24 protein-coding genes and 3 pseudogenes are annotated in these 23,795 nt (G+C 61.2%); 15 read left to right on the top strand and 12 right to left on the bottom strand.

The genetic code is table 11. The annotated features are described in order from the left end of the window. Nucleotides 1-5 precede the first annotated feature (5 nt). The 4 genes and pseudogenes from BUA69_RS14595 (at nt 6) to BUA69_RS14610 (ending at nt 3,149) form a co-directional block, all read left to right on the top strand. Nucleotides 6-602 carry a TlpA disulfide reductase family protein gene (locus tag BUA69_RS14595; protein ID WP_072866573.1) on the top strand — a complete coding sequence of 199 codons (597 nt, stop codon included), beginning with the start codon at nt 6-8 and terminating at the stop codon, nt 600-602. Beyond that, nucleotides 602-1,339, top strand: coding sequence for a cytochrome c biogenesis CcdA family protein (locus tag BUA69_RS14600; RefSeq protein ID WP_046135125.1), 738 nt, complete (start codon nt 602-604; stop codon nt 1,337-1,339). The genes BUA69_RS14595 and BUA69_RS14600 overlap by 1 nt, the downstream gene beginning before the upstream one ends. Nucleotides 1,340-1,518: 179 nt before the next feature. Next, nucleotides 1,519-2,142 (top strand): annotated as a pseudogene (locus BUA69_RS14605) (transposase); the annotation flags it as partial. Between the two features lie 557 nt (nt 2,143-2,699). Then, nucleotides 2,700-3,149 (top strand): pseudoazurin, encoded by a 450-nt coding sequence (locus BUA69_RS14610; RefSeq protein WP_046135124.1) that lies wholly within the window; start codon nt 2,700-2,702, stop codon nt 3,147-3,149. A gap of 469 nt (nt 3,150-3,618) precedes the next feature. On the opposite strand, the gene BUA69_RS21450 is transcribed toward BUA69_RS14610, so the two are convergent. The 3 genes from BUA69_RS21450 to BUA69_RS14620 all read right to left on the bottom strand — a co-directional run bounded on the left by BUA69_RS21450 (nt 3,619) and on the right by BUA69_RS14620 (nt 4,895). Next, nucleotides 3,619-3,750 (bottom strand): hypothetical protein, encoded by a 132-nt coding sequence (locus tag BUA69_RS21450; RefSeq protein WP_280136806.1) that lies wholly within the window; start codon nt 3,748-3,750, stop codon nt 3,619-3,621. Nucleotides 3,751-3,879: 129 nt separating this feature from the next. Further along, nucleotides 3,880-4,134, bottom strand: a complete 255-nt coding sequence (locus BUA69_RS14615) for a DUF2171 domain-containing protein (protein WP_046135123.1) — start codon at nt 4,132-4,134, stop codon at nt 3,880-3,882. Between the two features lie 140 nt (nt 4,135-4,274). Then, nucleotides 4,275-4,895: a cation efflux transmembrane domain-containing protein gene (locus tag BUA69_RS14620; RefSeq protein WP_046135122.1), complete on the bottom strand. Its 621-nt coding sequence runs from the start codon at nt 4,893-4,895 to the stop codon at nt 4,275-4,277. Between the two features lie 146 nt (nt 4,896-5,041). Here BUA69_RS14620 and BUA69_RS14625 point away from each other — a divergent pair, with 146 nt between their 5' ends. Then, nucleotides 5,042-6,154: a M23 family metallopeptidase gene (locus BUA69_RS14625; RefSeq protein ID WP_082093801.1), complete on the top strand. Its 1,113-nt coding sequence runs from the start codon at nt 5,042-5,044 to the stop codon at nt 6,152-6,154. Between the two features lie 437 nt (nt 6,155-6,591). Here BUA69_RS14625 and BUA69_RS14630 read toward each other — a convergent pair whose 3' ends face one another. The 4 genes and pseudogenes from BUA69_RS14630 to BUA69_RS14640 form a co-directional block, all read right to left on the bottom strand. Further along, the gene (locus tag BUA69_RS14630) at nt 6,592-6,786 is read right to left on the bottom strand and encodes a heavy-metal-associated domain-containing protein (protein ID WP_046135121.1); all 195 of its coding nucleotides are present in this window, start codon (nt 6,784-6,786) and stop codon (nt 6,592-6,594) included. 187 nt (nt 6,787-6,973) lie between these two features. Beyond that, nucleotides 6,974-7,458: pseudogene (locus tag BUA69_RS14635) on the bottom strand (HAD-IC family P-type ATPase); the annotation flags it as partial. After that, nucleotides 7,442-7,576 carry a recombinase family protein gene (locus tag BUA69_RS21455; RefSeq protein WP_280136805.1) on the bottom strand — a complete coding sequence of 45 codons (135 nt, stop codon included), beginning with the start codon at nt 7,574-7,576 and terminating at the stop codon, nt 7,442-7,444. The gene BUA69_RS21455 and the pseudogene BUA69_RS14635, both read right to left, overlap by 17 nt. Before the next feature lie 224 nt (nt 7,577-7,800). After that, entirely contained in the window at nt 7,801-8,277 is a 477-nt protein-coding gene (locus BUA69_RS14640) for a Ros/MucR family transcriptional regulator (RefSeq protein ID WP_046135119.1), read from the bottom strand. A 977-nt stretch (nt 8,278-9,254) separates the two neighbouring features. On the opposite strand from BUA69_RS14640, the gene BUA69_RS14645 reads away from it, so the two are divergent. The 4 genes from BUA69_RS14645 to BUA69_RS14660 all read left to right on the top strand — a co-directional run bounded on the left by BUA69_RS14645 (nt 9,255) and on the right by BUA69_RS14660 (nt 16,606). Continuing rightward, complete coding sequence (locus BUA69_RS14645) at nt 9,255-10,169, top strand: DUF3991 and toprim domain-containing protein (RefSeq protein ID WP_046135118.1); 915 nt, start codon at nt 9,255-9,257, stop codon at nt 10,167-10,169. A gap of 196 nt (nt 10,170-10,365) precedes the next feature. Next, on the top strand, nt 10,366-10,956 hold the full coding sequence (locus BUA69_RS14650; RefSeq protein ID WP_052950518.1) for a DUF1419 domain-containing protein: 591 nt from the start codon (nt 10,366-10,368) through the stop codon (nt 10,954-10,956). Nucleotides 10,957-10,971: 15 nt separating this feature from the next. Next, complete coding sequence (locus tag BUA69_RS14655) at nt 10,972-11,370, top strand: DUF3085 domain-containing protein (RefSeq protein ID WP_046135117.1); 399 nt, start codon at nt 10,972-10,974, stop codon at nt 11,368-11,370. A gap of 136 nt (nt 11,371-11,506) precedes the next feature. Then, nucleotides 11,507-16,606, top strand: coding sequence for an N-6 DNA methylase (locus BUA69_RS14660; protein WP_046135116.1), 5,100 nt, complete (start codon nt 11,507-11,509; stop codon nt 16,604-16,606). 12 nt (nt 16,607-16,618) lie between these two features. Here BUA69_RS14660 and BUA69_RS14665 read toward each other — a convergent pair whose 3' ends face one another. Genes BUA69_RS14665 through BUA69_RS14675 form a run of 3 tightly spaced genes read right to left on the bottom strand, consistent with a single transcriptional unit; the run spans nt 16,619 to nt 17,690 of the window. Then, nucleotides 16,619-16,891, bottom strand: coding sequence for a BrnA antitoxin family protein (locus BUA69_RS14665; protein ID WP_046135115.1), 273 nt, complete (start codon nt 16,889-16,891; stop codon nt 16,619-16,621). Nucleotides 16,892-16,944: 53 nt separating this feature from the next. Continuing rightward, complete coding sequence (locus BUA69_RS14670) at nt 16,945-17,382, bottom strand: type II toxin-antitoxin system MqsA family antitoxin (protein WP_046135114.1); 438 nt, start codon at nt 17,380-17,382, stop codon at nt 16,945-16,947. Between the two features lie 2 nt (nt 17,383-17,384). Beyond that, nucleotides 17,385-17,690: a type II toxin-antitoxin system MqsR family toxin gene (locus BUA69_RS14675; RefSeq protein WP_046135113.1), complete on the bottom strand. Its 306-nt coding sequence runs from the start codon at nt 17,688-17,690 to the stop codon at nt 17,385-17,387. Between the two features lie 310 nt (nt 17,691-18,000). Between BUA69_RS14675 and BUA69_RS14680 the strand changes: the two genes are divergently transcribed. The 5 genes from BUA69_RS14680 to BUA69_RS14700 all read left to right on the top strand — a co-directional run bounded on the left by BUA69_RS14680 (nt 18,001) and on the right by BUA69_RS14700 (nt 21,845). Further along, on the top strand, nt 18,001-19,707 hold the full coding sequence (locus BUA69_RS14680; protein ID WP_046135112.1) for a ParB N-terminal domain-containing protein: 1,707 nt from the start codon (nt 18,001-18,003) through the stop codon (nt 19,705-19,707). A gap of 87 nt (nt 19,708-19,794) precedes the next feature. Then, the gene (locus BUA69_RS14685; protein WP_046135111.1) at nt 19,795-20,271 is read left to right on the top strand and encodes a hypothetical protein; all 477 of its coding nucleotides are present in this window, start codon (nt 19,795-19,797) and stop codon (nt 20,269-20,271) included. Then, nucleotides 20,268-21,155, top strand: coding sequence for a DUF7007 domain-containing protein (locus BUA69_RS14690; protein WP_046135110.1), 888 nt, complete (start codon nt 20,268-20,270; stop codon nt 21,153-21,155). Before BUA69_RS14685 ends, BUA69_RS14690 begins: the two co-directional genes overlap by 4 nt. Next, nucleotides 21,152-21,481: a hypothetical protein gene (locus tag BUA69_RS14695; protein WP_046135109.1), complete on the top strand. Its 330-nt coding sequence runs from the start codon at nt 21,152-21,154 to the stop codon at nt 21,479-21,481. Before BUA69_RS14690 ends, BUA69_RS14695 begins: the two co-directional genes overlap by 4 nt. 61 nt (nt 21,482-21,542) lie before the next feature. After that, nucleotides 21,543-21,845 (top strand): DUF7673 family protein, encoded by a 303-nt coding sequence (locus BUA69_RS14700; RefSeq protein ID WP_046135108.1) that lies wholly within the window; start codon nt 21,543-21,545, stop codon nt 21,843-21,845. Nucleotides 21,846-21,857: 12 nt separating this feature from the next. Here the strand turns inward: BUA69_RS14700 and BUA69_RS21300 are convergent. Continuing rightward, nucleotides 21,858-22,154 (bottom strand): annotated as a pseudogene (locus BUA69_RS21300) (PhnA domain-containing protein). Between the two features lie 461 nt (nt 22,155-22,615). On the opposite strand from BUA69_RS21300, the gene BUA69_RS14710 reads away from it, so the two are divergent. Next, the gene (locus tag BUA69_RS14710) at nt 22,616-23,203 is read left to right on the top strand and encodes a hypothetical protein (RefSeq protein ID WP_046135107.1); all 588 of its coding nucleotides are present in this window, start codon (nt 22,616-22,618) and stop codon (nt 23,201-23,203) included. Between the two features lie 100 nt (nt 23,204-23,303). Here BUA69_RS14710 and BUA69_RS14715 read toward each other — a convergent pair whose 3' ends face one another. Then, the gene (locus BUA69_RS14715; protein WP_046135106.1) at nt 23,304-23,795 is read right to left on the bottom strand and encodes a type II toxin-antitoxin system YhaV family toxin; all 492 of its coding nucleotides are present in this window, start codon (nt 23,793-23,795) and stop codon (nt 23,304-23,306) included.

Consider the following 23,795-nt stretch of genomic DNA (forward strand, 5'->3'; position numbering starts at 1 on the left):
GTGTCATGAACCAGGTTGATCTGTCGAGAATACCGTGGCTGTGGGTGCCAATCGGATTGCTGGCGCTGTTATCGAGCGTGATCGCCGGCTTTCTTTTGCTTTCGCCCGACGCTGATTCCAACCCCGCATCAGTACGCCCAGCGCAGTCGCTATCCAATTTGACCTTCACCGATGCGCAGGGCAAGTCCGCCAGCTTGACGGACTTCCGCGATAAAACGGTGCTGCTTAACGTTTGGGCGACATGGTGCGCGCCGTGCCGCGAGGAAATGCCCGCGCTCGATCGGCTGCAACTGGCCATGGGCGGCGACAAGTTCGAGGTCGTCACCCTATCCATCGATCGCACCGGGAATGAGGTTGTGCGGCCGTTCTTTGAAGAGATCGGCGTGAAGAACCTGGATGTCTATCTCGATCCGACAATGAGCACGATGGCGACGGCCGGCATTCTGGGTCTTCCAACCACTCTGCTTATCGACACCGATGGGACTGAAGTCTATCGCTGGGTTGGCCCGGTGGAATGGGACCTGCCGCAGACCATAAATGCGCTCAATCTCTATCTGGAAAGCGGAAATACCGCCCAGCTCCAACTGCCGAGGGCAAACTAATGGAAATTGCCAGTATCGGCATTCTGACTGCGTTTCTCGCGGGAGCGATCTCGTTTTTGTCCCCGTGCGTCCTGCCCCTGGTTCCTGGCTACATCTCCTATATCGCCGGAAATACCGCCGTTGCGGACCGATCCCCCATCATCGCTCAGAGCCGCATTGTCGCTCTACTGCTGAGCCTGTGCTTCGTCCTGGGCTTTTCGACGGTCTTCGTCGCGCTTGGCGCCAGCGCCACGCTGGTCAGCCGGCTTTTGCTGTCCTACCGGCTTGAGGCCAATTTAATCGGCGGCATCGTCGTGATAGTGTTTGGGATATTCACCACCGGACTGATCCGGTTTCCGTGGATGGATCGAGACATTCGCTTTCATGGCGCTATCCAGGGGGGCCGCCCCGCTGGGGCCTACCTACTTGGGCTAGCGTTCGGTTTTGGCTGGACCCCGTGCATTGGTCCCGTCTTGGGCGCCATATTGACGGTCAGCGCGGTCTCGGCCACCGCATCAGGCGGAGTTGTGCTGCTGGGGGTCTATTCAATAGGACTGGGTCTGCCCTTCGTGCTCTCTGCCCTGTTCGTTCGTGGGCTATCGGATCGGCTGAAGCGGATGCGCCTGGCCGGGCGCTGGCTGCAGATCGCAGCCGGGGTTATTATGATTGTCATGGGCGTCGCCATGGTCACCGGACAATTGTCGCTGTTCGCGTTTTGGCTGCTGCAGACTTTTCCCATTTTCAGTCAAATCGGCTAACCCCGTATATTTCCCCGGGACTAGTAGGCTATGGTGTGGTCGCCCAAAACGCCTGGCTGGGCGTGGCTTGGGGGCTGGTCAAAATTCCGCTAGCATTCACCCGGTTGTGACTCGCTACGAAACCAGACGGTGCCTAAGAGGCCGTTTGAGAAGTGCAACGAACGGTTTGTGCTGGCGTGATCCAAGCTTGGACGTGGGCCTCAGAGACCCGTGGCACCGAGATTGAGCAGAAGACCAAGCGCTACCCGACGGATCTGACGGAGGAGGAGTGGGCGCGGATACAGCGGTTCCTGCCTAGCCTTGCGATAAGCGGGCGTCCGGCTTAGACGGAATTGCGCGAGGTTTTGAACGCGATCCGCTATCTGACCCGCTCTGGCGGGAGCTGGCGCGTGCTGCCGAAGGATTTTCCGCCCTGGCAAACCGTCTATTGGTGGTTTCGCTGCTTCGTTCTGCGCTTCATGTTCCACACGATCCGCGACGTGACCCTGATGCTCGATAGCGAGCGGCCGGGCGAGAGGCGGGCCCTCGGGCGCAAGCGCCACATCGCCGTGGACACCGATGGTCGTCTACTGTTTATCAATCTCACCGCCGCCGGACATCTCCGACTGCGCCGGCCCCCAGATGATCCTCGACAGAGTGCGCAAGCGCTGGCCCAGGCTCAGCATCTGTTCGCCGATGGCGCCTACGACTGCACCAAGCTCAAGGATATGACCGCCTTTCTCGACTTCACCGTCGAGATCGTCAGACGGTCTGATGCCGCCCAGGGCTTCGGAGGCCTCCCGCGCCGCTGGGTCGCCTCGCGCTTTCCGTCACCAGATGCGCCGCCTTCAACAGCGGCAAGTGATGGCTGACTGGGGCCCGAGAAAGCTCGATTTTGGCCGGCGATAGCGTCAACGATGCCGCAGTGCTGGCGACCGCCGATATGTGGGCATCGCGATGGACCCCTGCCCGGACCTCTCCATGTGCTCGCGCGTTGTCGATCAGGGCCCGCCAGGACCACTGTGCTTGTAAACCGTTCACGGATCGAGCCCCCGATTGGATTATTGCTCGGGTCTAGCCGCTGATCAAAGTCGATCTCCAGCTTCCATGGCGTACAAGCTTTGTTGGTGAGGCTAATGCGCATTGATGTCGCAGTGCCAGCGCCGGCTCCTTGGCCTATGAATGTCTAGAGTCAAGCAGCCCAGCTGCGTATTGTCCTGATGACCTGCGTTTCTCGCACGCAGGCGTACTCAAGCTGGTCGGTCATACTCCGCTACTTTCCATTGCACATTAATCCATGGAGGAACACGTCGTGCCAGACCAGACAGTCCATCGAGATACTAATCGCTTGAATTTTCAACCAACGATTTCGCGGCGAACCATGGTTCAAGGGTCTGCGGCTCTTCTCCTGGGTTCCGTCGCATTCAGCGGCACGGTAGCTGCGCAATCTGTGGGAGCTGAGCACCGAGTGCAGATGCTGAACAAGGATGGAGAGGGGCGTCGGATGCAGTTCGAACCAGCGTTCCTTAGGATCGCGCCCGGAGATACCGTTATATTTGTGCCTACCGATAAGGGTCACAACTCCGAGATCATTGCCGATATGCTTCCAGCAGGTGGTGAGACTTGGAAAGGCAAGATCAACGAAGAGATCTCAGTGACCCTCATTGCTGAAGGGCTCTATGCCTACAAGTGCCTGCCCCATTTCGGAATGGGTATGGTGGGCCTTATTCAGGTTGGCGGAGACACCTCGAACCTACAAGCGTTGCAAGAGACGAAAATCCCTCCGAAGGCGGCAGACAGAATGAAGGAACTGATCCAGCAGATTGGATAGAACTGCCCGATTGTTACTCGGCTTTTGCAGTGGGAGGGAGCGCGGTGCTTCCAAGTTGTCCAAGCGGACAGCCCCATTGCATGCCGGGAGCATTAAGTTTGGTGCGGATGGCCGAGCCAGGCTGCCGCATGGCTATTGGAGCCCTGCGGCAAGGCTCCCCTGCGTTCGCCGCTGCGTCTTGTGGTTGAGCATGACCCCGCCCGATCCGGTAGTACATGCGGGCCGCGATAGCCGAGGCGACGCCTAACGCCACCACTTCGCGCAGCCGCTCCGGAACGGCATGATCATCGCCTCGCGTGCTCACATAAGCGTACCGACGTTCGATCAACCCCTGTCACGGAACACGCCCGACGCTGGCTGACCTCAAAGCACTCGTGGAGGAAAGCCACGGCCTCTTGCCGGGCGGTGGGCGTTTACCGTTTTTTGCTGAGATCATCCTTGAACCTGGCGTTGCGAGCATCACCCTCGTTCAGCGGCGTCTTGAGCCGGCCTTCTCTCCCTCGAGTGTCTTGAGTTGCAGTGCCTCACGGACATCCATGCCGCCGAACTTGGCTTCGTACTTGTAGAACGTGGCGCTGCTGACCCCGTGCTTGGGGTACACATTGGCAGTCGGCCTCCTAGTCTCCTGCCCTTGATGATTCCGAAATCCTTTCCTCGCTGAATCGCGCCTCCTTCATCACCCCTCTCTGGTCGGCTCTACTCCTTCTCGGCGAAAATCTAAGGGCTTACGTCAGTCGGCAGACGATCCATCCTTTTCCTCATCGAGCAGCACAGCGTTGGCGCCGGTGGGAGATAGGCGGACGACATCGCCCTCTATGGCCGCCACAAGGCCACCCGGGATATAGTGGCTATGGCTGCCATGCGAACCGCCTCCAACAATCTCGAGCTTAATACGGTCTTCTTCTACAGAAGCAACCTTGCCGACCGGGACGCCATCGGCCCCAATGACCAACATGCCGTGGACGATTTCCGAAAGTAAATCCATTAATCTATCTCCATCACAGCAACATCGTCCGGCCGCGACCTGCCAAGTCCAGCGTGTCACATGTGTTCGAGTCACGAAGCACTGCCGAGTTTGCTGAAGCAACTTAACTGAACCGCCTGCCATTGGCAAAAACTCGCCCTTTATGGCTTCCATTTGCCCCTGTGCACAGCTTTGTGATGTTCGCGATGCGCGTCGCGCAGAATTTCAATTCCTCCCCAGGCCGCAAGACCCGCGACGGCAACACCAACCAGGAGATCCGGCCAGTTGCCCCCAAACCACCAAACGAGACCTCCCGCGACCAGTATCCCACCGTTCGAAATGAAGTCATTGACGCTAAAGGTATTGGCCGCCCGGACATTCACGTCGGGCGCCTCGATACGCTTCAGCAGCCATATGCAGGTGCCATTCACAAGCGCTGCGATGAGAGCCATGGAGGTCATGAGCGGACCCAGTGGCTCGGAGCCAAGATAGTAACGCCGAACCGCATCTATTAGAATGCCAGCAGCAAAAACTAGCAGTAATCCTCCCGATATGTTGGCCACGATCCGCTTCCATTTGTCCGAGCGCGACATGGCAAACAGGCTTATTGCATAGACTAAGCTGTCAGAAGTGTTGTCCAAGCCATTGGCTATCAGCGCGCTGGAATCGCCCGCGGTCCCCGTCGCGAAAAAAGCGACCGCAATTGCCAAGTTCAACAACAGCACGATCCAGAGGACCTGCCGCTGACGATACGCTGGAGGGCTCGCTATGCTATTGGCCATGCGTCGATTTGCATTTCAAAATCGTGCCTTGCTGGCCACATCAATTTGGCCATCCAATATTCAATCCTCGCTGCGTTTCGCCAAAACCTTCCATAGACCAAAGGTGGCCGAGAGGTCCGCTTCCGATTCGTTAACCATAACGATTAATGCTGCAACTTCCAGTTTGGAGCGTTCCTGTGCGCGGCAGTTACCTAATCCACCTGAAGCTCGTTCATTGGTCCCTGTTGGGTGGCTTACTCATTACAAATGTTTTGACATTGGCAGCATTGCTGATGAACACGGAAATCGTCGGGATCTGGAAAGAGCGCTCAGATACCCTGGCTGCCTATGAAGAGCGAATCGCCCAACTTAGCTTAAGTGTCGATCGACTTCGATTCAGAGAACTTGCAAATTGGGGTAGTAGCACCAGCCTCAAACTGCAAGAGCTTGCTGAGCTGCAAATGCGAGTGGAGGAGAAGCTTAGCACCGTACAAGCACTAGCTGAGGCTGCGGCCGGCATGGGTGTATCGAGATTTCCGACGCCGGGTCGGCAAGTGGCACGGGCGTTGGCTGAAGAAAGTGGTGGGGCAGATCCACTTGATATCGTTGAGGCGGACCTCCAAACCATGGAACAAGAGATCGTCGCAGCGGTGGCGATACTTTCTGTGGCCGCCAACAATTCAACCGACGCGATCGTCGCGGAGCTAAGAGGTATCGGCCAAACCCTGGATGAAACCGCTGCGGGGCGTGGCGGTCCATTGGTGCCCTTATCCGATATTCTCCCCGAGACCGGTGAACTCGATATTCGAGAGGCCGTCGCGGCATTGGATCGCTTCCGCGAGGCTCGTCATGCAATGGACGATCTGCCGATCCACCGGCCAGTCGATACTTTGTCGGTCAGCTCGGACTTTGGCGCGCGCAAGGATCCTTTTACCGGCCAATCGGCGTTTCACTCCGGGATCGACTTCCCAGCACCCACCGGAACACCGGTGCGGAGTGCCGGCCGTGGAGTAGTTACTTTCGTGGGTTGGAAGGGGGACTACGGTAATGTGGTGGAAATCAGTCATGGTTCAGGTTTCGTCTCTCGATACCCGCATCTGTCGAAGGCTCTTGTCCAAGAAGGTGATCGGATAGAAGCGGATATGCAGATTGCTTTAGTGGGTTCAACTGGTCGGTCCACTGGCCCGCATTTGCATTTTGAGCTGCGAAACCAAAACGGTGCCATCGACCCGGCGCCTTATCTAGCGGCAGGGGACCGACTATTGCCTTTCGACACTTAAGCGAAAGACGGTTGGCGAGAAGGGATCGATGCGCGTCTCCATCTGTTCGGTATTTCTTCCAACAAGGGAATGACGGTGGAGCTGGAGGCCTTCGGTTGTTGGACGAATGGTCCTAGCTTCCGGATTGGGCAAAATGTGATTCTAACTTGCTAATGGTAGCAATTGATGACTGCCGCACGATTTGCGGGTTCGGTTTTGCCAGGTGCTGGACCAGGCCTGCCGGCAGGGCTGCGGCGCTGTGTGGGGGCGGCAACAGGGGGTCGCTGGGTGTATGCTTGGCGGACGCGAGGCTCGATTGAGCCTGGCAGGGTGGGTGGTCAATGCGATTGTTGCTGGAAGATGAGCGCGATTGAACGCAGGCGAAGATCGAGCAGAAGCAGGACCTGCCCCTGCACGTACTGCGCGTCGAAAGGGGCGTGATGGTATGCTACGGCCCGCTAGGGTGATATCTCTCTGTGGTGTGTATCTTCCAAAGCTTGCAGGACTGAAACCTGAGATGCGGCAGTCTCCACCTTCACTGTCCGCGAAGCGGGATCTGCGTGGACGACGGAGTTCTGATCGAGGTTGGTGATGGCCCCGGTGACCGACTTTGCGCCGCCGCCGCAGGTCATTCCTTCGATATGAAATTGCATGAGAAGCTCCTTGTTCTACAGCCCATGCACATTGCCGTAAGGGTTGCAACGATGGTAAGGTCAAGGGTTGAATTTTCAAACTCCTGCTATTGACCTTGCCATCGTTGGACGTCGGGTCGTCCGTTCGAGCCGACGTCCGAACATGAAAGGAGGCGACTATGAACGCTCCAGTGAGCGCTCTATCCTGTCACAGCGTGATCCGCCGCAGCCGCAGGGCGTTGGCGATGACCGAGACCGAAGACAGGCTCATTGCCGCCGCTGCGATCACCGGTGACAGCAGCAGCCCGGTGAGGGGGTAGAGCAGTCCGGCGGCGATCGGCACGCCAAGGGCGTTGTAGCCAAAGGCGAAGAACAGGTTCTGCTTGATGTTGCCGAAGGTCGCCCGCGCCAGCTTGCGCGCCCGCACGATGCCCATCAGGTCGCCCCCCAGCAGGGTGATGCCCGCGCTTTCCATGGCCACATCAGCCCCGGTGCCCATGGCGATGCCGACATCGGCGGCGGCAAGGGCCGGGCGTCGTTGACCCCGTCGCCTGCCATGGCGATCTTGTGGCCGTCCCTGCGCAACTGGTCGATCAGCGTCTTCTTGCCTTCCGGCAAGATGCCTGCGCGCACCTCGTCGATGCCAAGCTTGCTTGCCACCGCCCGGGCGGTGCGTTCATTGTCGCCTGTCGCCTGTCGCCTGTCGCCTGTCGCCTGTCGCCTCTGCTGCCCGGCGCTTGCGGTCCTCGTAGTCTTTCTGGGCGATGGCGGCCAGCATGTCCAGCATCATGCCATTGATTGCGTCCAGCATACGTCCGGAGAACTCGTCGGCATTGCGGGGTCAGCATCTGGTGGGAAGTGGGAACAACCTGATTGATGCGCTGTGCCCGCGCCCATCCGATGTGGCATGATTGTTGGCGCGTCAACCGATGCTAACCGATTTTGGTTCATGGTGTCAGTGTAGCTCAGCATCGGCAAAACACGGCGGCAGGACCAGACGCACCACTGGTCATCGCTGTGCCGCGCAATCAGCGTTTAGCTGAATTTTAGTCCCAGCTTCTTGCGTGGTGCCTTCGCTGGCGCCACTGCAACCGGAGGCGCCTTCACCGTGCGTCCCAGCCCGTTAGCCTTGGCCAAAGCGGATCGCGTCGCGGAATAGCTTGGAGCCGTCATCGGGTAGTCCTGGGGCAGGCCCCATTTCTCGCGATACTGATCAGGCGTCAGTTGGTGATGGGTTGCCAGGTGCCGCTTGAGCGATTTGAATTTCTTGCCATCTTCCAGACAGACCAGAAAATCCGGCGTTACCGACTTTCGAATTGGCACGGCGGGGGCAAGTTTTTCCGTTACCTCGGTACTGGGTGCGGCCCCCAAGCCGCGTAATGCCGCATGGGTATCGGCGATGAGCTTGGATAGATCAGCAGCCGCAACAGAATTATGGCTGACATAGGCCGCCACAATATCGGTAGACAGCCCAATGAAATCGTCTTCAATAGTGGCAGGCTCGTCGGTCATTGCTCGATCCAGGTGAATTTTATTCCAGATAGTTCAGGCGGTTCGCTCTCTAACCACACCAAGAACACTCGTCCCCAAAATTTAGCGGCTTTGAGCCGGTAGGATGCGGCGGCTTGACACTTACGTGGCAACAGTCGATCGCGTGATTTGGTTCTCGTCGTGTACACTATTTCCGCTTTTTCGGCCTAATTCCAGTCCTGACCTTTCGGTCAACCCCAGCGTACCGGGTTAAGCAAGCGTGCCGCAGCTCACGAACTAGTAATCCGATCGCCCCGGTCCTTTGCCTGAACGACCCCTGCCTGTGCCAGGACGGCGCATAATCCCATGCTCAGGGAGATCTGTCCAACGTCGGCGCCAGCCAGCAGGCGTATCTTACGACTGGCGGTTCCCCGGGGAGACCACCCCGCTCGCAAACACAGCTCTATCCCCGGCTTCCGGCCCGACTTGTCCGATCAACCCATCAAGGGTCCGGCTATGCAGAGCATGCGGCCGCTGCGGCAAATGTCTTCGCGGTGATCGCGCCCGGTCCACCAGCCTTTCGGGTCGCTGTCGAGCGGGGATGGTCCCTGCCTCAAGACAGGGAACCGCATCAATGTCATACGATATCACCTCGCCCGCAAGCCGCCTTTTACCTCTCCCGGGCCATGATGGTCCCCGTTGTCCTCTTCTGCATCGACGGTCAGTTCGGTGTCATGGAAGCCCGCGAATATGATGGGGACGAAGGCTCGAGCGTTCATGAATATGATCCGCACGAGTATGGTGGCTGGGCTCATTGAGCCCGGTATGCACCTGCCGCTTGCGCCCGTCAGGGCGCAAGGGAGGCTGCGCCGCGCACAGGCCTCTCATTTTTGCCGGGTTGCCAGCCGCGCCCTTGCCGCCCTTCGGTCTTCGCGGCGTTTGGTTGGCGCCCGGAGAAGTCGGGCAATGTACACCGAAGAAAAAGGATAGGTCTCGCGCTGGCGGGACCTGCAAAAAATATGGACAAGAGAGATATTGAGGCGCTGCGCGGGACGGTGTTCTGCGGCGCTCTGCTGGAGCGGGATGGCTGGAGGATTGATCTCAAGCAAAGCACCCGGCGCGCGGTTAAATATCGCCGTGCCGAGGGGGAAATCGTCATCGTCATCCACAATGGCAAGGGGTGGTTCGATCCGCTGTCGGATGCCAAAGGCGACGTTTTCAGCCTCGCCGAACACCTCGGCGCTGCGGGCTTCGTCGCGGCCCTTGATCTGGTCGCCGAGACCGTTGGCTTTGTGACCGCTGCGCCGAGATGGGAGCGCCCAGCACGCGCCGGCCCCGTGGCACCGACCGAAACCCGCTGGCACGCTCGTAATAGCCCGCGACCGGGATCGCCGACCTGGCGCTATCTCAGCGCTGAGCGCTGCCTTCCCGATGGCGCTATCCAGCTTGCCATCGACCAGAAGCTTCTGCGCGAAGGGCCGCTTGGCAGCATGTGGGCGGCGCACAACAATGCCGCTGGGCAGGTGTGTGGCTGGGAAGAGCGCGGGTCGGATTGGCGCGGTTTTGCTACCGGAGGCGCCAAGACACTGTTTCGGTTTGGCGCCGTTGGCTCCTCGCGGATCTGCGTCACCGAGGCCGCGATTGATGCAATGAGCCTGGCGGCACTGGAGGGGCAGCGGTCGGACACGCTTTATCTCAGCACCGGTGGGGGCTGGTCGCCAACGACCGCTGCAGCCATCGATAGCCTGGTGCGCCGCCCCGCTTGCGCTCTGGTCGCCGCGACCGACGCCAATCGTCAGGGCGATATCTATGCTGATCGTCTGCGCGCTGTTGCGGATGAGGCGGGATGCCATTTCTCCCGGCTGCGGCCAGATGCCGAAGACTGGAACGACCAGTTGCGCCGGCTGGCTGCAGGAAAAAACCTGAAGCAGTAAAAATGAAAATGGGAGGAGGGCTGCTGCCGCATACCCGGCCGGCACATCAAGGGTAAAGCTGCGCCCGCGCCTGCGCGGCCCTTGACCCGCCAGACCGGCGAGGCGGCTGCGGTGGAGGGGTGATGAGAAGGCAAAAATGATGGTCCCACCGGGAGGAGGGAGCCGCGTTTGTTGCCAATGGATGACAGGAGCCGCCATGATCACCTCAGCTTCCTTCCGCAAGATCTTCCAGGGTGTCGCGACGCGCCGACAGATGTTCGAACTGTTCGATCGCCATGCGCAGGCGCCGATGAGCAAGGCGCGTTATACCGGCCGGCTCTATGACGGCGAGTGGTTCGAGATTGGTCGAGCCGAGTATGACTATATGTTCGAAATCCTGCCGCCGCTGTGGATGCGTGGCGAGATGTTTGCCATGCGCGAGTTCATGGCCGGCTCGATTACCAGCGTATTTTTTGCCCTCGGGATGAACGGGCGCATCCGCTATTTCCACGGCTATTGCGACATGCTGGCCAAGGGCTCAGCCGAGCGCCTGCGCGACATCATCCGCGCGCGCGAACGCCAGCCCGAGCTGGCGATGTCGCGGGCCGAACAGCTCGACCATATCTGGAGCACGACGCCCGCCGACTATCGCGGCTATGCCGGAGAAGGTTGGCTGGAGCAGCATCGGGACAAGCCGACGATCCTGATCAATGGCGGCGCCCGGGGAGCCGTGCTGACCTTGCTGGAGGATCTGTCGCCGCAGCATCTGCAGCGATTGGCGTCCCTGGCCGAGCCGGTCGCGGCCTGACGGGGAGGTATGACGATGTTCACCTTTCCCATCCCGGCTGTTCGCCAGGTCATCGAGCGTGGCAGGGCCGACGCCGCCGCCAATGGCGGGTATCGCAATCCCCATTATGGGTTGGCGCCCGGCCAGGACGAGCAGCCGGGGCTCTGGCTGGTCGGCGATCAGGGCGTCTACATCATGTCGAATGGCAAGCTGGCTGCGGACGGTCGTCCGCTCGTTATCTATGCCGAGGAATGCCACCCGGCCGGCGACCTCGACTGGTGGGACTATAAGCGCCGCCATTTTGGGGCTGATGACGGTATCCAATTCCTCGATGCAGAAGGAGTCCTGCGCACCATCAATGGCCCAGCGGGCGCCACCCACCTCACCGTTCGATTGACCGAGACCAGCATCACGCTGACCGCGATCCGACGTTGAGCCTGCCTTAGCGAACCTGATCCGCGCGCAGAGCGCCGTTCAATCTCCATCCGCACCACCCGCGCGCATCCCAACCTGCCGGCCCTGTTCCGGCGGGACGATGCTGCGCGCCCCAAAAACCTAAGGAAATCTCCCAATGGCGTATGACGACCCCTTCACTCTCAACCTCTTTGGCGGCACTGCGCAGCCCTTCGATCTTGGTGTGACCGCGTTCACGGCAGTTTTCGACGACGATGCCGATGTTGATGACCAAGCGCCGGTGGCGTCACCACCGGCGCTGCCAGTCGCGGCGCAAGTGCAGGCATCGAGCCGGCCAATTGTGATGGCTACCGATTATCGGCTGCCCGGCGTACGCGGGCTTGCAAAATCATGGCGCGACCGCGCTCGCGACAATCTCGCGGCGATCCGGCTGGCGGCCAGGATTGCCGACGAGCAGCGGCCCGTGACTGTCGCGGAGCAGGCGGAGCTGATCCGGTTTACCGGGTTCGGGGCATCTGAGCTGGTCAACGGCATCTTCCGTCGTCCGGGTGAAGGGCAATTCCGCGCCGGCTGGGACGACATCGGCACCGAGCTGGAAGCCATTGTTGATGCCGGTGACTATGCCTCGCTGGCGCGCTGCACCCAATATGCGCATTTCACCCCCGAATACATGATCCGGGCGATCTGGGCCGGATTGCAGCGCCTGGGCTGGCGCGGCGGCCGTGTGCTGGAGCCCGGTATCGGCACCGGCCTGTTTGCCGCACTGATGCCCGAGCAATTCCGCGACGTTGCGCACGTCACCGGGATCGAGATTGACCCCGTCACCGCCCGCATCGCCCAGCTGCTGCATCCCAGCGCCAACATTCTCCACGCCGATTTTGCCCGTACTGAGCTGCCGGCGCAGTTCGATCTGGCGATCGGCAATCCGCCGTTCTCCGACCGGGTCGTGCGCAGCGACCGCGCCTTTCGTGCCCATGGGTTCCGGCTGCATGACTACTTCATCGTCAAGGCCATCGACCGGCTCAAGCCTGGGGGCCTTGCTGCCTTTGTCACCTCCAGCGGCACGCTGGACAAGGCTGACGCGCGCGCCCGTGCGCATATCGCGTCTATGGCTGACTTGATTGTGGCGATCCGGCTGCCCGAGGGCAGTTTTCGGGCCGATGCCGGCACCGATGTGGTGGTGGACATCCTGTTTTTCCGCAAGCGCCGGGATGGCGAGGCTCAAGGCGATGTCGACTGGCTCGACCTTGCCGAAATTCACCCCGCCACGACGGAGGACAGTGCCATCCGCGTCAATCGCTGGTTCGCCACCCATCCCGATCTGGTGCTGGGCACCCACGCCCTGACGTCAGGGCCATTTGGCGAAGCCTATACCTGCCTGCCGCACACCGGCGTCGATCTCGACGCGGCCCTGGCCAAGGCCGTGAGCGCACTTCCAGCTACTATTTATGACGGAGAGCCCGAGACTATTGCGGCCGATGCCGCTGAGGCTCTGCCTGGCACGGCCGATGGTGCTCCCGACGTCGCCACCCGGGAAGGCAGCTACTTCATCGGCAAGTCGACCGCGCTGATGCAAAGGGTCGAGGGGCAAGCCGTGACGATCACGGTCCGGAAGGGCAGGGGGTCCGATGGCGTGCCGGAGAAACACACAAGCATCATCCGCAAGCTGATCCCAATCCGGGATGCGGTGCGAGAGGTGCTCAAGGCGCAGGAGTTCGACCGCCCGTGGCAGCCGGCGCAGGTTCGGCTGCGCATCGCCTGGTCCAGCTTCGTGCGCGAGTTCGGCCCAATCAATTTCACCACGGTTGCCACCAGCGAAGACGAGGCTACCGGCGAGGTGCGCGAAACCCATCGCCGCCCGAACCTGCAGCCCTTCCTCGACGATCCCGATTGCTGGCTGGTGGCTTCCATCGAGGATTATGACCTCGAAACCAATACCGCCCGGCCAGGGCCGATCTTCACCGAGCGGGTTATCGCGCCGCCGGCGGCGCCGGCTATCACCTCGCCGGGCGATGCGCTGGCCGTGGTGCTGAATGAACGTGGCTATGTTGACGTCGATCACATTGCCGAACTGCTGCATCGAGACGTCGACGCCGTGATCATCGAACTGGGCGATAACATCTTCCGCGACCCCGCAGATGGCTCATGGCAGACCGCCGATGCCTATCTCTCCGGTGCCGTGCGCTCCAAACTGGCGATAGCCGAAGCCGCTGCGGCGCTCGATCCCAACTTCGCGCGCAATGTCCGAGCGCTGATCGAGGTGCAGCCCGCTGACCTGCGCCCGTCCGATATCACCGCCCGGCTCGGCGCGCCCTGGATCCCCGCTGCCGATGTTGTTGCCTTCGTCCAGCAGACGACGGGCGCCGAAATCAAGATCCACCACATGCCGGAGCTGGCATCCTGGACCGTGGAGGCAAGGAAACTGGGCTGGATGGCGGCCGGCACCTCGGAATGGGGCACCGAGCGTCGCCACGCCGGCGAGCTGATCGCCGATGCCCTGAACAGTCGCGTGCCGCAGATTTTCGACAGCATCAAGGAGGGCGACAGCGAAAAGCGTGTGCTCAATGTCGTCGATACCGAAGCGGCCAAGGAAAAGCTCACCAAGATCAAGACGGCCTTCCAGAGCTGGATCTGGTCCGATCCCGACCGCACCGACCGGCTGGCGCGGCTCTATAATGACCGCTTCAACAATATCGCCCCCCGAATATTCAACGGCGACCATCTGCAACTCCCGGGCGCCTCAGGCGCCTTTTCGCTGTATGGGCACCAGAAGCGCGGCATCTGGCGCATCATTTCGGCCGGCTCAACCTACCTTGCCCATGCTGTAGGCGCTGGCAAAACCATGACCATGGCGGCGGCAGTCATGGAGCAGAAGCGCCTTGGATTGATCGCCAAGGCCATGCTGGTGGTGCCTAGTCATTGCTTGGCGCAGGCGGCGCGCGAGTTTCTCGCGCTCTATCCGACGGCCCGGATTCTGGTGGCCGATGAGACCAATTTTACCAAGGACAAGCGGCACCGCTTCCTCAGTCGGGCCGCGACGGCGACTTGGGATGCGATCATCATCACCCACTCCGCCTTCCGCTTCATCAGCGTCCCATCCGCCTTTGAGCAACAGATGATCCAGGACGAACTGGAACTTTACGAAGCGCTGATGACCAAGGTCGAAAGCGATGACCGGGTGTCGCGCAAGCGCCTTGAGCGCCTGAAAGAGGGGCTTAAGGAGCGGCTCGAGTCGCTGGCGACGCGCAAGGATGACCTCCTGACGATCTCAGAGCTCGGCATCGACCAGCTCATCGTCGACGAGGCGCAGGAATTCCGCAAGCTGAGCTTTGCCACCAATATGTCGACGCTGAAGGGCATTGATCCGAACGGCTCGCAGCGGGCCTGGGACCTCTACGTCAAATCCCGCTTTGTCGAAACCAAGAACCCGGGCCGGGCTCTGGTGTTGGCATCGGGCACGCCGATCACCAATACGCTGGGCGAAATGTTCTCGGTGCAGCGCTATCTCGGCTATGAGGCGCTCTCGCAGCGCGGTCTGCATGAATTTGACGCCTGGGCCAGCACCTTTGGCGATGTCACTACCGAACTCGAGCTGCAGCCATCCGGCAAATATAAGCCGGTGACGCGCTTCGCCACCTTTGTCAATGTTCCCGAGCTGATCGCGATGTTCCGCTCTTTCGCGGATGTGGTGCTGCCCGAGGATCTGCGGACCTATGTCACGATCCCGGCGCTCTCAACCGGCGCCCGCCAGATCAGAACCTCAAAACCATCCACCGCCTTCAAGCGCTACCAGATGGTACTCGATGCTCGCATCAAGGCTATCGAACAGCGCGAAGGGCCGCCCGAGCCAGGTGACGACATCCTGCTCTCGGTCATCACCGATGGCCGCCATGCTGCAATCGACCTACGCCTGGTAGACGCTGATCATGACGATGAACCGGACAACAAGCTCAACGACCTCGTCGCCAATGCCCATCGCATCTGGCAGGAGACCGCGGGTAGTCATTATCGCCGCGCTGACGGCAAACCGTTCGAACTGCCCGGCGCCGCGCAAATGATCTTCTCCGATCTCGGGACCATCAATGTTGAGAAGAACCGGGGCTTTTCGGCCTATCGCTGGATCAGGAATGAACTGGTTCGCCTGGGCGTCCCCGCTGAAGAAATTGCCTTCATGCAGGACTTCAAGAAGTCGGAGGCCAAGCAGCGCCTGTTCGGCGATGTCCGGGCCGGCAAGGTCCGTTTTCTGATCGGGTCGTCGGAAACCATGGGCACTGGCGTCAATGCCCAGCTGCGTCTCAAGGCCTTGCATCACCTCGACGTGCCCTGGTTGCCGTCGCAGATTGAGCAGCGCGAAGGCCGCATCCAGCGTCAGGGCAACCAACATGAGATCGTCGACATCTTTGCCTATGCCACGGAAGGTTCGATGGATGCACAGATGTGGCAGAACAACGAGCGCAAGGCCCGGTTCATCGCCGCGGCGTTGTCGGGCGATACCTCAATCCGCCGGCTGGAGGATATGGGGGAAGGGCAGGCGAACCAGTTCGCCATGGCCAAGGCCATTGCCTCGGGCGACCCGAGATTGATGCAGAAGGCAGGTCTGGAAGCCGACATCGCCCGTCTGGAACGGCTGCGCGCCGCGCACCAGGACGATCAGTTCGCCATTCGGCGCCAAATCCGTGATGCCGAGCGCGATATCGAACATGCGACGCGGCGCATCGGCGAGATCGGGCAGGATATCGATCGGATCGTGCCCACCTCTGGGGATGCCTTCCATATGCAGGTCGGCGAGAAAGCCTTTGCCGAGCGCAAGCTCGCTGGTCGCGCGCTGATGAAGGAAATCCTCACCCTGGTGCAGCTTCAGCAGGAGGGCGACAGGGTGATCGCCTCGGTCGGTGGGTTCGAGCTCGAATATTCTGGTGAGCGCTTCGGTCGCGACGGCTACCGCTACGCCACCATGCTGCTGCGGTCAGGCGAGGACCACGAAATCGAACTGCCCGTCACCACGATGCCGATCGGCGCCGTGGCGCGGCTGGAGCATGCCCTGGGCAATTTTGAGGAGGAGCGGGATGGCTACGCACGCCGGTTCGATGAGGCCCGACGGCGCTTGGCATCATACCAGTCCCGGATCGGTGAAACCTTCGCCTTTGCCGCCGATCTTGAGCACAAGCGCCGTGAACTGGCCGATATCGAAACCCAGCTTGCCGCCAGCGCCGGCAACGATGGTCTCACAACACCTGACGATGCAATTGCGGCCTGAAGCCGGTGCCGCTCAATGTCGAGAGGCGTCGATTTTCTCGGCGAGCCAAGTCTTGATCAGAGACTGATAGGGCACATCGCGCTTGTTGGCTGCGACCTTGATCCGTTCGAGCAGGCCATTGGGCAGCCGCAACGAGATCGCGGTCGAGGACGGCTTGAGATTGGGCAGGTGGGTGCGCTCCGCCTGGCTCCAGTCGATATGTTCGCTGGAGTCGTTGGCCTCCCAGAAAGCGCGCTCCTCGGCCTCCGATGCAAAAGTCGGAACCGGCTTAGGTGTCTTGCTCATAATAGCCAGGCTCCCCCTTAGCGCGGCTGAGACCAAGCGGTCTTGCCCGCAGATCACGCCATCTTGTGCGTCATGCGTAAGTCTTTGACCAGCTCGGGGTGCTGGTCAAGCAGGCGTAGCAATTGGCTTGTTGGGCCGCTCGGTTCGATCAGCCCGCGCTCGTATTTGTCGAAAGCGTTCTCGCCGACTTTCAACAGGCCTCCCGCCTCGCGCTGCGAGAGCTTTAGCTTTTTGCGGACCCGCCGGATGGTGTCCGGCGTGGGGATGCCTTCCACTTCTTCTTTGAGCGCTCTTAGCGCGGCATCGGTAACGGCCATGTCGTCGCCAACATGGATGCCGTCATTGCTACCTGTTGGGTAGTATCCGGGGAGTTCGACCGTGGCGCTCTTACCCTTAAAGGTGACGGTGAATGCTCGTACATCCCGGTACAGCGTCTCACCGGTTTCCGGTGAGGTCATCGTCTCGGGTAGTTCTTTCCTCAATGCCGCCATTGTCATTTCTCCTTGAACGACATGACCACAAACTCTGTGATGACGTCCGCTTGGAATTTCACGTAGAGCACCAGGCCACGAGCCGGAACATAGTAGACGTCCTGCCAGACCCGATGGTCAGCAAATGTCGTCATCGACTTGACGAACATGTGTCTTTCTACGGCTGCGATCGTCTCGGCCACCCCATTCCGGTCGAAACCCAATGCGATCGCGTCACGCAGTGCCGATGAGGTCATCGCCAGTGTTTCGGCCGCCCCGAGCGCCAATTTTATGGCCTCGAGATCATAGGTTGGACGCTTCTTCTCCATGTCCCCATATGCCACCTTAATGGTGGCAGTTCAAGAGGAGAGGGCAAGCGAATGGGAGGGACAAAACAAAACATAGGAACCGGCTCGCTGATCGGTCGAACCGGCGACGCTGACGCTCAACCGTCCGTCTCGCGATCCCGGCCGCGTCGTCCCGCGCAGGGCTGCAAGCCCCGCTAGGCCTGCCGGGCAGGGATGCTCGCCAAGCAGTTGCACCGGCCCGCCCGCTCAGCGGGCTGGGGGAGGTCTTCGAAAAGAAGACGGAAAAGGACCCGCGACAGGTGGTGTCCGCAACCCGAAATGGAGCATCCCCATGGAACTCAAGTTTGTCGATCCGCGCGCGCTCAAGGACAATCCTGACAAAGCCCGGCGCAGCAATTCCAGCCCGCAAGCTGACGCCTTGCTGCTGGCCACGATCAAGGCCGTTGGCATTGTGCAACCGCCTGTGGTCGCTCTCGAAGCCGATGGTGGCAACGGCTTCGTTATCGATGCAGGGCATCGCCGGGTGAAGCAGGCAATCGCCGCGGGTCTCGAAGAGATCGCCGTTTTGGTGATCGAACGGGCCGAGGACGGTGGCGCCATGCGGTCGCTGGCAGAAACGCTCGCCCACGAGCACCTCAACCCCGTCGATCAGTGGCGCGCCATTGACCGGCTCATAGCGCTCGGTTGGACCGAGGAGGCCATCGCCAGCGCTTTGGGGTTGCCAGTCCGCCAGATCAAGAAGTTGCGCCTGTTGGCCAACGTCCTGCCCGCCATGCTCGACCACATGGCCACAGGTGATATGCCCGATGAGCGCCAGCTGCGCACCATCGCCTCGGCCCCGCTCGACGAGCAGAAGGAAGTCTGGAAGAAGCACAAGCCTTCCAAGGGTGATCGGCAGGTGACCTGGTGGAGTGTGGCGCAGGGCCTGACCAAGACCCGCATGTATGCCAAGCATGCCAGCTTTGGCGACGACCTAGCCCAGGCCTATGGCATCGCCTGGGTCGAGGACCTGTTCGCGCCGGCCGACGAGGACAGCCGCTACACCACCGATGTCGAGGCCTTTCTCGGTGCGCAGCAGGAGTGGATGACCAATAATCTGCCCAAGCGCGGCGTCATTGCTGAGGTCGGCAGCTATGGCGAGGTCAAGCTGCCGCTCAAGGCCGAACGGGTCTATGGCAAGCCCGGCAAGTCCGACCACACCGCCCTGTATCTCGACCGCGAGGGCCGGGTGCAGGCGCAGGCCTATCGGCTGCCGGCAGCCAAGAAACCGAAGGGAGCTGCCGGCACAGTCGATGGCGATGGTGAGAATCCCATCGTCACCACCAAACCGCGCCCGGACGTGACGCGCAAGGGCGGCGAAATGATCGGTGACCTACGCACCGACGCCTTGCATGAGGCGCTGTCCCGCGCGCCGATTGAGGATGACACGCTGATGGCGTTGCTGGTTCTCGCCTTTGCCGGCCAAAACGTCACAGTCGCGTCCGGCGCCCGCGATATCTCGTATTACGGGGCCGCGAGCCTGGGCCAACATGCGGCGTTGCTGTTCGACCAGGAGGGCAAACTCGACTTCGATATGGACACGGTGCGCATTGCTGCCAGGTCGGTACTGGTCGATGTCCTGTCATGCCGCGAGAACCGCTCGGCCAGCGGCGTTGTGGCCCGGGTCGCCGGCGACGTTATTGCCGCCGACGGCTACCTGCCGAACATGGGAACGGACGACTTTCTGTCATGCCTATCGCGACCGGCGCTCGAGACCGCCTGCACGGACGCTGCCGTTCCGCCCCGGCAGAAGGTCAAGGACACGCGTACCGCCCTGGTGGAACATTTCCGGGAGGGGCGCTTCGTGCACCCTGCCGCTCGTTTTGCGCCGGATCCGGCGGCGCTGAGCACCTGGCTTGCCAAGCACGAGCCGACTGAAGCCGAGGGTTCCGAGCCCGGTGTGCTCGATGCCCAATCGGACGAAACCGCCGGTGATGGCTCTGACCAGGACGCTATTGGCGTCGATGACGACGCTGCCTGGGCCATCGCTGCCGAATAGGCATTGCGCCAATTTTTCAACTGATCCCGCCGCTGGCATTCCGTTGGCGGCGGCGTTGTTTTCACCATACGTACAATGGAGGACAAAATGTCCGCTCATCTGATCTACGACCTGGCGCCACTCGGCTCGGTCATCCGCTATTCCGACGGCCAGCCGCGCCCGCCGGAACGCCATCGCAACAAGCTCTCGACCTGGCAGAATACCAATGGCGGCGGCCGCCTGGTCCGCAAACAGGCCGAACAGCGTGTTGGCAACACCATCATTCCTGCCAGCATCACGCTGCACGAAGGCGATCATGGTAGCCGCGAAATTATCGTGCTGCGGGTGTTTCGGACCTTCTCGGTGACCAGCGCCCTGAAATTTGTCGGCGCCGAGCGCCCCGCCATCGGCGCAGTCCGCGTATTCGATCGAGCAGGGGAGAATGCCGAACTCGTCCATCTCGCTTCCCACCGCGCCGCAGCGGAGGAATGGCTGACGCGCCATGGTTATCCCAATGCCGTTCTGGATGAGGTCACGACCGACGCGGTTGCGGCTGAAGTTGTCGAGGGGAGGGCGGCAGCATGAGCGCGCTTGCTCCATCGACCGAGACGAGCAACCCAACTCCCGGATTTCCGGAGGTTTCGTTTGGTCGCAGCGCCGACAACATGCTGGTGGCGCGCGTCGGCGATCATGCCTTCGCCATGGCCCCGGGCCGTGACGGCAAGCATTTCCTGGCCAGCGGCTGGCGCGTCGGCCGACCGCTTGAGCAATGGCGTCGTGACGATTTCTACGGGCATTCCGGCGAACTTGCCGATGACGCGGCTTTCCGTGCAAAAGTCATGGAGAGCGCCGTGCATCAGCAAGAAAAATCCGCTCTCGGTCGCCAGAATATCCGCTCGTCTGCCAACACCCCTTGGGGTCCCTCGCAGGAGGCAACGGTCTATGGTGAAGGCGTGACCTGCCATTCGACGGCTGGCCACGGTGGTTTTTATTTGTCGGTCGATCGGAACCGCGGGGTCCATGCCATGCTGCGGGTTCAGGGCGGTTGGTACGAAGAAGATGCCGAATGGGCGATCGTCGCCCTGACCTTCCCGCATCTGTTCACCACCTTCGAGCGCTGGCACGCGGATCGCGCGATCAAGGATTCATGGCCCGATGCCTGGGAAGCGATCTTTGGCACTATTCTCGCGCCAGGCGAATCTCAGACGAAAGACCGTCGCGCCTTTGAGGCGAAACATGCTGCTGACTGGGTGGTCGTTTCCGCGATCACCTCTGACCACCATAGGGGCTTCGCCGAAGTTGTTGCCACTCCAGGCGGCCAGCGCGGGCAGGGCTCCGCGGAACGGCGCTTCCTGGTGCCGTCCGCCGAGTATGACATGGGTCGCTTCGGCTTTGTCATCGATCCCGACCGCCATGCCAGTTATGATGGTCCGTCCAGCTTTGTCGGCTGGCAGGGGCGGACGCTGTGACCACCCCCTCTGACATCCAGCGCCGCTTGTTTCGTCTAGAAGAGGCGCGTCGCCAGACCCAGCGCCAGCTCGATCTGATCGACCGACAGATCATTCGCCGCATGACCGGGCAGATCCCAAAACTGGCGCCGAAACGAACCGTCTATCAGCGTAGCAAGACGCCAGACCCGGACACCTTTCTCGAGCGCTATCGCGGCGAACTAAAAGCGTTAACCGCCGAGCGCCAGCCCGAAATCGATGCGCTGGCGCGGCAGCTCGCCCACCAGGATGATGCGATAGCCATCCTGCGCGAGCCACAAAGCCCGCGGTTCTCCCACGCCGCCTGATCCATATCTGTTCACCACCAGCTGGCAATCTGTCATATTGGCAACAATGGAGGGTTCGCGAATGGATGACTGGACGCGCGCAGCATTTGAACGACTGCTGAGCCTGGCGCAGAGCGATACCGGGCAATCCCGGCGTGCCGCCAATTTCCTGCTGGCATGGTGGAATGCGGATAGTCTGGGCGGCTTCGACATGGCCGATCTGTTCGGTGTCGACAGCGCTATCGCCGCGGATATGGGCATGGTGTTCACCTGGCTTGCCGGGCAGGATGTTGCGAGCTACCCCACCGAATATCGTGCTGCGATCGAGGCACTGATCGAGCAATGGCGCCCCGACGTCTGGGCCAGGATCAAGGCATCAGGCTGATCGTAATGACGCCTACCGTTTGCGGGCGAACGCAGTCCGCAGCACCAGGCCTCTTGACGGTGACGTGCCGGTAGTCGATCTCTTCGGGATTGCCGATGCGGCGGGTCGAGCGGATGACTGTTCCCTGTTTCAGGGTCTGCCGGCGCCTTTGATCTGAGGTTCTTGATCAGCATTACGGCACCGCCATCGGCCTGCACATTGCCGGAGGTCGCCCACGCCGTTCGTGGCCACCGCTTCTCAACGTCCTAGGGCCGGCCATCGTTCGCCGCTAGCCTCGTCAAAGATATTCCGATCGTCATTGCTGGGCATGCACGCTGCTATTGTAGATGCGGGCCGGCTTGCCAATCCTCATGTCGCAATTGAGGTCGGGGCAGGCCGGAGCAGAAGGCGTGTGATGCCGCAGGTCGACATCCGGTGAACGATTGGGTGGGGCGGTGCCGTCCCGCTCGATACCTTTTCCTGTTGCAGTCGTTCCGGTCAGCACCCATGCCGGTCATCCCCTCGGGTTTGTGGAGCGGTCTAAACCGGCAGGCGTCGCCGTCAAGGCCGCTGCGCGCCGCGATGCGGCCGGGAGCGCCGGTCTCGGCACGCCAGGCCCGCGCCCTGCGCGAGGGCTGTCGCCCTGCTGGTTCGCACACCCGGCCTGCTCGCCCCTGGCGCCCCCGGACCCTGAAGCCGCCGCTGTCCCGCCGGTTTTCTTGGACCGCACCCGAAGGGATGACCGGCACGGGGCCGGTCCGAGCCTTCGGCGCAGAGAAAGGATCACGCATATGACCAGGACCACCCGCACCACCGCTTCTTCCTCCAGGACCGCTCAATTCCGTAAGGGCACCACACTTGAAATGGTCCGGCTTGCCTGCCCGGACGCCAACCAGGCCGCCATGATCTCGGAAAGCTTCGGCCTTCCCATCCTCGATAGCGACGGTATCCGTGCGCTGCATGAGCGCCTGATCACTGAGACGGCCGACAGTCTTGGCGAAGGGCTAGGCGAACGGGCCATGCAGATCCACCTGCAGCGCATCGTCGGCGCTTATGTCGGGTCCGCCCATGGCGCCGGTCAGTTTTACAGCCGGGCGGTCACCGAGGCCCGCGATGCGACGGCCAAATCCGCCAATGACGCCCGAGACGAAGATGTGGGTGGCCCGGCCGGCTTCGACAGCGCCGCCCAGCGCAAGCGCGAATTTGCAGCCGATATGGGCGTCCAGGCCCACGCCCTCAGAATGGCGGCCGAGGGCGCTATCGTGGCCTACGAGCACGTCGTCGGCGAGAGCTGGAAGCCCTTCGAGCGGGCCGTCGAAAACCCGGGCCAGACCGTTGATCGCAAGGCCGCCGAACTGCAGATGGCGGCTTTCGGCTGAGCCGCAAGGGCGGAGCTTCGGCTCCGCCCGCAAGCTCAGGTTTCCAGCTGTGGGCGATGTCGGGACACGACCCAAACACTAATCCGCCTCGCGGAAACGGCTATGGGATTGCTGGCGAAGCGCTGTCCAACCGTTCAGCCGCACTAGGCTCGGAAGCCGCCTTATGCAGCGTGGCCCAGGCATCGGGCGGATTGCCGTCCTCCAACATCCCCTTGAAGACTTTGTAGGCATCGGATTTCGCGCCATAAGTCCGCAGCGTCGTTTCATCGTTGACCCAGGCAAAGATGATGACTTTCGCGGTCGAGTCGTAGCGGAAGAACAACCTGAACCGGCCATTCCCGAACTTAGCCCGAAACCAGTGCTTGTGAGCTGCGCCCAGCGTCGAACCCTGCCGATAGACGGTCGCGGTCGGGTTGGCCGGGATCGTCTGGAACACGAGCTTGGTCAAAGCCGCCAAGAGTTTGGTGCTCGCGTTCTTCTGGTATTGGTCAGGCTTGTTTGCCTTCAACACCTCGACAGCCTTGGTCAGCTTTTCCAACTGATCGAGAAAGAGGGGATGCGCGAAAATGGTCCAGCCATTGATCGTGAGCAT

The organism is Devosia limi DSM 17137, assembly GCF_900128975.1.
Taxonomy (GTDB): domain Bacteria; phylum Pseudomonadota; class Alphaproteobacteria; order Rhizobiales; family Devosiaceae; genus Devosia; species Devosia limi.

Coding starts and splice junctions, on each gene's coding strand:
- BUA69_RS14625 (WP_082093801.1), top strand. CDS start 5,042: ATGCTGCAACTTCCAGTTTGGAGCGTTCCTGTGCGCGGCAGTTACCTA.
- BUA69_RS14700 (WP_046135108.1), top strand. CDS start 21,543: ATGGATGACTGGACGCGCGCAGCATTTGAACGACTGCTGAGCCTGGCG.
- BUA69_RS14645 (WP_046135118.1), top strand. CDS start 9,255: ATGGACAAGAGAGATATTGAGGCGCTGCGCGGGACGGTGTTCTGCGGC.
- BUA69_RS14680 (WP_046135112.1), top strand. CDS start 18,001: ATGGAACTCAAGTTTGTCGATCCGCGCGCGCTCAAGGACAATCCTGAC.
- BUA69_RS14640 (WP_046135119.1), bottom strand. CDS start 8,277: ATGACCGACGAGCCTGCCACTATTGAAGACGATTTCATTGGGCTGTCT.
- BUA69_RS14615 (WP_046135123.1), bottom strand. CDS start 4,134: ATGGATTTACTTTCGGAAATCGTCCACGGCATGTTGGTCATTGGGGCC.
- BUA69_RS14710 (WP_046135107.1), top strand. CDS start 22,616: ATGACCAGGACCACCCGCACCACCGCTTCTTCCTCCAGGACCGCTCAA.
- BUA69_RS14630 (WP_046135121.1), bottom strand. CDS start 6,786: ATGCAATTTCATATCGAAGGAATGACCTGCGGCGGCGGCGCAAAGTCG.
- BUA69_RS14655 (WP_046135117.1), top strand. CDS start 10,972: ATGTTCACCTTTCCCATCCCGGCTGTTCGCCAGGTCATCGAGCGTGGC.
- BUA69_RS14595 (WP_072866573.1), top strand. CDS start 6: ATGAACCAGGTTGATCTGTCGAGAATACCGTGGCTGTGGGTGCCAATC.
- BUA69_RS14670 (WP_046135114.1), bottom strand. CDS start 17,382: ATGGCGGCATTGAGGAAAGAACTACCCGAGACGATGACCTCACCGGAA.
- BUA69_RS14660 (WP_046135116.1), top strand. CDS start 11,507: ATGGCGTATGACGACCCCTTCACTCTCAACCTCTTTGGCGGCACTGCG.
- BUA69_RS14675 (WP_046135113.1), bottom strand. CDS start 17,690: ATGGAGAAGAAGCGTCCAACCTATGATCTCGAGGCCATAAAATTGGCG.
- BUA69_RS14620 (WP_046135122.1), bottom strand. CDS start 4,895: ATGGCCAATAGCATAGCGAGCCCTCCAGCGTATCGTCAGCGGCAGGTC.
- BUA69_RS14665 (WP_046135115.1), bottom strand. CDS start 16,891: ATGAGCAAGACACCTAAGCCGGTTCCGACTTTTGCATCGGAGGCCGAG.
- BUA69_RS14610 (WP_046135124.1), top strand. CDS start 2,700: ATGGTTCAAGGGTCTGCGGCTCTTCTCCTGGGTTCCGTCGCATTCAGC.
- BUA69_RS14690 (WP_046135110.1), top strand. CDS start 20,268: ATGAGCGCGCTTGCTCCATCGACCGAGACGAGCAACCCAACTCCCGGA.
- BUA69_RS14650 (WP_052950518.1), top strand. CDS start 10,366: ATGATCACCTCAGCTTCCTTCCGCAAGATCTTCCAGGGTGTCGCGACG.
- BUA69_RS14685 (WP_046135111.1), top strand. CDS start 19,795: ATGTCCGCTCATCTGATCTACGACCTGGCGCCACTCGGCTCGGTCATC.
- BUA69_RS14715 (WP_046135106.1), bottom strand. CDS start 23,795: ATGCTCACGATCAATGGCTGGACCATTTTCGCGCATCCCCTCTTTCTC.
- BUA69_RS21455 (WP_280136805.1), bottom strand. CDS start 7,576: ATGCTGGACGCAATCAATGGCATGATGCTGGACATGCTGGCCGCCATC.
- BUA69_RS14600 (WP_046135125.1), top strand. CDS start 602: ATGGAAATTGCCAGTATCGGCATTCTGACTGCGTTTCTCGCGGGAGCG.